This window comes from Flavobacterium poyangense, assembly GCF_011751075.1.
Classification (GTDB): Bacteria; Bacteroidota; Bacteroidia; order Flavobacteriales; family Flavobacteriaceae; genus Flavobacterium; species Flavobacterium poyangense.
Map to the genome: position 1 here is coordinate 259,287 of NZ_JAALLN010000007.1, position 7,079 is coordinate 266,365.

Below are 7,079 nucleotides of genomic sequence, written 5' to 3' on the forward strand. Positions count from 1 at the left end.
TTTTTACACACTTATTACAATCTATTTGATCTTTTACCTATAGAAAACAATTTAGTTTTCCGAATGCAGGGACTCTAGATTTTTCTCCCAAACCAATTTACTGTTTTTCCGGTAGTAGTAACAAATCGTTACAAAACCGGTACAAAAATCCTTATACTTAATTTTAAATCAACAACAATGAAAAAAATTCTATTAGTACTTACCCTGTGCTTAGGCGTTACAGGAATTCAGGCACAACAAGACACAAATGTACAATTAAAAGGAACCGTTGTAGATACTGTCGCTCAATACGTATACCTACAAAAGTTTCACAACAAAATGTTTACTACCATTGATTCCGTAAAGGTTGTTGATGGCAACTTTAGCTTCAAAACAAAAGTAAAACTGCCCGAACTATATGGTCTTAGCGTAAATACCAATGACAGTCCGTTGTATATTTTCCTTGAAAAAAGTCCTGTTTCTGTCAAATTGAGTCCGTTACAGTATTACAATAAGTCTGTTGTTGAAGGTTCTGCTTCTCAGGATTTGTTCAATAGTTATAGAAAGACAGACGATATAGAGATTAGTAAGTTTATAAAAGAGCATCCAACTTCACTTGTTTCAGCTTATGTACTGTATAGAAACTGGTCTTACAGACTAACTCCGGAACAAATTACACAGAATATTGCTTTATTAGATAAAAGTCTGCACAACAGCACTTACGTGAAAGAACTACAGGAACTTGTAAAAGTCCTTAATGGACTCTCAGTTGGAAAAATAGCTCCTGATTTTACAGCTACAGATCAAGATGGAAAATCGATTCGTCTTTCGGAAAACCTAAAAGGCTATACTTTGATTGACTTTTGGGCCTCCTGGTGTCCGCCTTGCAGAAAAGAAAACCCAAATATTGTGGCGGCGTACAAGCAATATCATGATAAAGGCTTTAACGTTTTTGGAGTTTCTTTAGACAAAAAGAAAGAAAGTTGGGTTAAAGGAATTAAGGACGACCAATTAAATTGGTTACATGTTTCTGACTTGCTTTTCTGGAACAGCAAAATTGCTAAATTATACGGTGTAAGAGCAATTCCCGGCAATTATTTAGTAGATTCTAAAGGAGTAATCGTGGCTAAAAATCTTCACGGTGAGGAACTTCAGACCACATTAAAATCACTTTTAGATAAAAAAGCAAATTAGACATATAGCATGAAAGCCTAACAATTAATTTAAGTTGTGAGATGTGAAATGTGAGTTGTGAAATGTGAAATGTGAGTTGTGAAATGTAAAATATAAGATGTGAATTGTGAGATGTGAAATTAATACGTTTTGTTTTGCGGCTTTATTTTACAAGACAAACATAGAAGGTCATATACTTTATAGGAATTGTAGTAGCATAGTAATACATAGCAGCTACATGTTCGATTCTTTAGTAAGATATTGAATCAATGAAATAGAAATCAGTATCGCTTTTCACATATCACATTTTACATTTCACAACTCACAACCAGCATCTAGAATTACTTACAAACCAAAAATATATTTATACTAAAAGACAAGAAGATGAATGTTATTGAAAATCAAATAGAACAAAGTCAGTTAGAACGTTATTTTTCGAAATTTAGAGAAAATACAATTGGTGTAAACCATAGTTTTGAATCTCTTTACGGAAAACAAAAGTTATTATACGCTGATTGGGTAGCCAGTGGAAGATTATACGCTCCAATAGAGGAGGTTATGACCCGCAAAATGGGCCCTATGATTGCCAATACACATTCGTTTTCGAGTCAGACAGGAAAAACATCTACCTACGCCTATCAAGAAGCAAGGGATATCATTAAAAAACATGTCAACGCAAGTGCCTCCGATTGTTTAGTAACGGCCGGAAGCGGCATGACGGGAGTTTTATCTAAGTTGCAGCGTATTATTGGCCTGCGTAAAACAGACCAAGTTAATTTTGATGTGGATCGCCCGGTAGTTTTTATTACCCATATGGAACATCATTCTAATCAGGTCTCCTGGTACGAAACCACCGCAGAAGTGGTGGTTTTAGAACCTGACGAAAATAACCTTGTTGATCCGAAAAAATTATCCGAAGCACTTAAAAAGCATGCAGACAGAACCTTAAAAATAGGCTCATTTTCAGCCTGTTCTAATGTTACGGGAATCATAACACCATACCACGAATTGTCAAAAATCATGCACGAACATGGCGGGTATTGTTTTGTAGATTTTGCAGCTTCGGCTCCATACGTGCAAATTGACATGCATCCCGAAAATCCGCTAGAGTGTTTGGACGCCATTTTCTTTTCTCCCCACAAATTTTTAGGCGGTCCCGGAACCTGTGGTGTATTGGTTTTTAATGAAAAATTATACCGATCAGCAATTCCTGACAATCCCGGAGGCGGAAATGTAAAATTCACCAATCCTTGGGGTAAATACTCCTACAGCAATGATATTGAAGTAAGAGAAGATGGTGGTACTCCGGCTTTTTTACAAGTAATCAGAGCCGCTTTGGCCTTGAAATTAAAAGAGCAGATGGGAGTTGAAAATATAAAAAGAAGAGATAAAGAGTTACTTGATATTTGCTATTCTGAACTTTGGGAAATCAGCGGTTTGCTACTTTTAGGAGATCTTAAAACCGATCGAATAGGTTGTGTTTCGTTTGTAATAGAAGACATTCACTATAATCTAATTGTAAGACTTTTAAATGATCGTTTTGGAATACAAGTTCGTGGCGGATGGTCTTGTGCCAGTACTTATGCACACTATTTATTCAATATTAATGAAAAGTATTCCGAAAAAATCACCAGTGATCTTTTAGATAGAAATCAGGTCAATAAACCGGGATGGGTTCGCATTTCATTACATCCAACCATGACCAACGATGAACTTTTATTTATTTGTAAGGCCATAAAAAAAATTGCTTTGAAGCATAAGGAATGGCGAAAAGATTATCGTTACAATCCTGTTTCTAATGAGTTTGAAAGTTTGTTAAAGGAGGAGAATATCAAGGAGGGAGTAAAAGGGTTGTTTGTATTGGATTAAATTGTTACTGTACTCTAAAAAAAGTAAAAATCTGGTCTGTTAACTTAAACCTCTATTTTACAACATTATTAACTTGGCTAACCCCTAACTTTTGTATCTAATCTATGATTAAAAAAAGATATCCAAAAAATCCCATTTCATTAGAAATGGGATTTTTAGTTTATCAATCTTTTGCTTTGTTTATTTTTTCCCGATAAATAAAATTATCGCTTATACTACTGGGACACTCGATATTATTCTCTTTTTTTCTAAAATACTCTGATGGAGTTTCCCCTGTAGCAATTTTGAATGCTTTAAAAAAAGTATTTCTCGAATTAAAACCTACCTCATTTCCAATTCCCTCGAGTGAAAATTGTGACCATGCCGGGTCATACCTATTCCGAATTATGTACTCTATGCGACAATTATTAATTAAGCTAGTATAATTTGTGCCAAATTCTTTATTAATAACATAAGACAAATGATGTACAGGAATATCTAAATCTTTAGACATATCTTTTAGTAAATAATTTTTCGCCAAAAAAGCTTTTTCATTCTGAATCCAGAGTTCAATTTTCTCTTTATATTCTTTGCTCTTAGCAGAAGACAATTCAAAAGTTTTTGAGAGAACTTCCTCTTCTTCCTTTAACGTCATAAGATCGCTATTATAATTATTCAAATAGCTTAATCCATAAAGTACTTTGGGTTTAAACATAAGAAATATAATACATGTCAAAATAAAAAACACGGGATGTAAAACAGAATACTCTCGATTGTAATTATTAAAAAAAATTACACCACAAAGAAAAATTAAGAAAGCTATTAAATGAAATGCGGTAAGTCTTGTAATCCAAAACCACACATGCGCATTTCGTTTAATCCACAAAGGATTTTTTCTTTGAAAAACGATTAAAAGACGAAGCATTAATAGGATATAGAAACACCACAACGCATTTTTCAAAAAAACATGAACATCCATTGGAAGCATAAAAGCGGAATGATCTGAAACTCTTTCAGGATGCAACAAATACAAGGTTAGAGAGTTTTGTTTGGCTTTGACAGGAAGTATGTGAAAAGGAATAAGCTCTATAAAATGCAATCCTGCCGGTATAAAATGAAGGAAATTTTGTTTCATAATTTTTTTCTCTTTCAGCAGAACAGATTTTATATATAAATAGGTAACACCGCCCGGAAGAAAATCTACAGGAAAGCCTATAACCCAAAGATGTGCATGTTTAAGCAAAGGAATAGCTCCTTGAAAAAATGTCCATAATAAAATAACTGAAGAACAGCAAATAAGGCAGAACAACATCAGAGACTTATAATAGGGATGAAATTTATTTTGAAAAAGAATAATAAGCACACATAATAAACTCATTAAACAACTAAAATAGCAAAAGACTAATAAAACTGTACGGATTAAGTTGGTATGAAACATTTTTTGTTTTGGATGTAGGTGACGAGGACTTTGTACTAAAATTTAATATTTTGATAATCTAAAGAGATTACTCTGGCATTCTGAAACATTTTTTTTCACATATTTTATCTTTTTAAGAAATTACAAAACAGATTCGTGTCTATATTAAGAAATTTAATTCTTATCCACTATAATTTACCTTAATTAATTGCAATATTACAAACTTTAGTAGCTACTCTCGTCAATTTTAAAGGCGAGATAGTCTCACTTTATAAATCGATACTATTTGCGAATAGCAATGTTTAAAGCAGTTCACAAAGGAATATAGTCCCTCTTTATAAAAGGATACTTCTTCGATTGCGAAAAAAACAGTAAAAAATAATCTTGTATCTAATTTTGTGTATACAGCGAAGCTTACCAAAGAACTACGATACAATTATTTACTTAAACCATTGAAAAATATGAAAAACTTTACTCAAAAAAAGCTTGTGTTTATTAGACATGCACTTTTACTCCTCATGTTTTTTTCAACATTGCAAATGGAGGCGCAAATATGTACGGGGCTTAGTTCAGTATACCAAACCAAGGGAACTGGCGCAGGAAATGTTGATGTGTATGAGTATAATTTGACATCACAAAGTTTTGTAAACATAAAAACTTTAACAACTGGAGTTAGCACCGATTCCGGTTCCGCCTCAGCATTTAATTCCGTGACCGGCTTATTGTATGTTAAAGAAAACAATAACCATCTTAGGGTTTTTAATCCGGCAAACAATTTTTCGTATGTCGGAAGAATAACGCTTACAAGCATGGGAGGCCTTGACATTTATGCCAATATGTTTTCTGTGGATAAGTATATATACTTCAGAGATGATAACGGCGCCACTAATCTGGGAAGATTTGACGTTTCAGTTTTAGATTTGTCTGGTGGCACAGCAAACGCTCCTGTTGATAATATTGCTTTAAGTGGTATCAATTATCAAAGTCAATTATGTAATGATTATGCCTATTATGATGGGAACTACTATGGAATAAAAAGAGATGGTGGGGGAGCTGAAACTTGTAGGTTAGTTATCATTAATCAAAGCACAAACATCGTTACAACCAGAGCTTTGAATCTTACAAATCCTAATACAGGTCATAATTTTCCTGCTGGAGGTAGTGCTTTTGGAGCAGTGTGGGTAGATAAAAAGGGAAATCTATTAACCTTTAATAATCCAACAGGAAATGTTTATTTTATTAAAAATGTCGACAATTCATCATCAACCGATATAAGTTGGGTATTACCCTCCGGTAACTCTGACAGTAATGATGGTTTTAGTTGTGATGGGGTTGATTTGTTTACTCCTCTTGTAAATGTAGCACCTCCAACCTGCAGCTCAACAGGCAATGCTACAATAACGAATTATTTGAACACCCCAAATATAAGCTACATATTCTATGACTCAAATGGTATTGTTGCTAACTACGTATCAGTTGGGCCCGGTGGAGTCATAACAGGTTTGCACTATGGAGAGCAATATACTTCATCTTTATATATTATAGATATAGATTTTACTTCCAGCCCATCAGATCCCTTTATGATTTCAGACATATTAGCACCAGTTGTAGCTAATGTGACGCCAAATAATGCAGCCACCAACTGTAGCTCTCCAAGCGTAACGTTAGTTGCGACAGGAGGAATATCTTATTCTTGGAGCCCATCTGTAGGATTAAATGACCCCAACATTGCTAATCCTACAGCAACTCCAATTACCACTACAACATACACTGTAACAGTTACAGGCGCAAATAGTTGCACTGCCACAGCGACAGCTACAGTAACAGTAAATACGACCCCAATAGTACCCACTATAAGTTCAACTGCTCCAACTTGTTTGGCAGCAGGAACTAGTACGATTAGCAATTATAGTGCAGCCAATACTTATGTTTTCACCCCAACAGGCCCTACAGTAGGCGGATCAGGGCTAATATCAGGGATGACAATGGGTACTTCTTACACGGTAACAGTAACGGCTAATGCGATCTGTGCTTCAGCAACCTCCATGCCTTTTAGTAATTCTGATATGTTACCAACTCCTGCGGTACCAAACATAAGTTCCACTGTACCAACTTGTTTTACATCAGGAACCAGTACAATCAGTAATTACAGCGCCGTTAATACATATGTCTTTACTCCAACAGGGCCTACAGTTGGAGGATCAGGACTCGTATCTGGGATGACAATTGGTACTTCTTACACCGTAACCGCATCCAATGGAGGTTGTATTTCAGGAGTTTCTACTTCTTTTAGCAATTCTGATATACTGCCAACTCCTACGACACCTACAATCAGCGCAACTGTACCGACTTGTTTGGCAGCAGGAACCAGCACCATCAGCAATTACAGCGCAGCGAATACTTATACTTTCACGCCAACAGGGCCTACAGTGGGTGGATCAGGACTAATATCCGGGATGACAATTGGTACTTCTTATACCGTGACTGCATCCAATGGAGGTTGTATCTCTGGAGTTTCTGCTTCTTTTAGCAATTCTGATATACTGCCAACTCCTACGACACCTACAATCAGCGCAACTGTACCGACTTGTTTGGCAGCAGGAACTAGTACCATCAGCAATTACAGCGCAGCGAATACTTATACTTTCACCCCAACAGGACC

3 protein-coding genes and 1 pseudogene are annotated in these 7,079 nt (G+C 35.4%); 3 read left to right on the plus strand and 1 reads right to left on the minus strand.

The features are described from left to right. The first annotated feature begins 177 nt into the window (after positions 1–177). Positions 178–1,173, plus strand: coding sequence for a TlpA disulfide reductase family protein (locus G3A47_RS13795; RefSeq protein WP_166923248.1), 996 nt, complete (start codon positions 178–180; stop codon positions 1,171–1,173). A gap of 363 nt (positions 1,174–1,536) precedes the next feature. Further along, a complete protein-coding gene (locus G3A47_RS13800; RefSeq protein ID WP_166923250.1) occupies positions 1,537–3,021 on the plus strand; it encodes an aminotransferase class V-fold PLP-dependent enzyme in 1,485 nt (494 codons plus the stop codon). A 163-nt stretch (positions 3,022–3,184) separates the two neighbouring features. On the opposite strand, the gene G3A47_RS13805 is transcribed toward G3A47_RS13800, so the two are convergent. After that, positions 3,185–4,438 (minus strand): AraC family transcriptional regulator, encoded by a 1,254-nt coding sequence (locus tag G3A47_RS13805; RefSeq protein ID WP_166923252.1) that lies wholly within the window; start codon positions 4,436–4,438, stop codon positions 3,185–3,187. A 518-nt stretch (positions 4,439–4,956) separates the two neighbouring features. Between G3A47_RS13805 and G3A47_RS13810 the strand changes: the two are divergent. Then, positions 4,957–7,079, plus strand: a pseudogene (locus tag G3A47_RS13810) (hypothetical protein); the annotation flags it as partial.

What these genes read in the sequence shown, in the direction of transcription:
- G3A47_RS13805 (WP_166923252.1), bottom strand. Translation starts at nt 4,438, where the DNA reads ATGTTTCATACCAACTTAATCCGTACAGTTTTATTAGTCTTTTGCTAT.
- G3A47_RS13795 (WP_166923248.1), top strand. Translation starts at nt 178, where the DNA reads ATGAAAAAAATTCTATTAGTACTTACCCTGTGCTTAGGCGTTACAGGA.
- G3A47_RS13800 (WP_166923250.1), top strand. Translation starts at nt 1,537, where the DNA reads ATGAATGTTATTGAAAATCAAATAGAACAAAGTCAGTTAGAACGTTAT.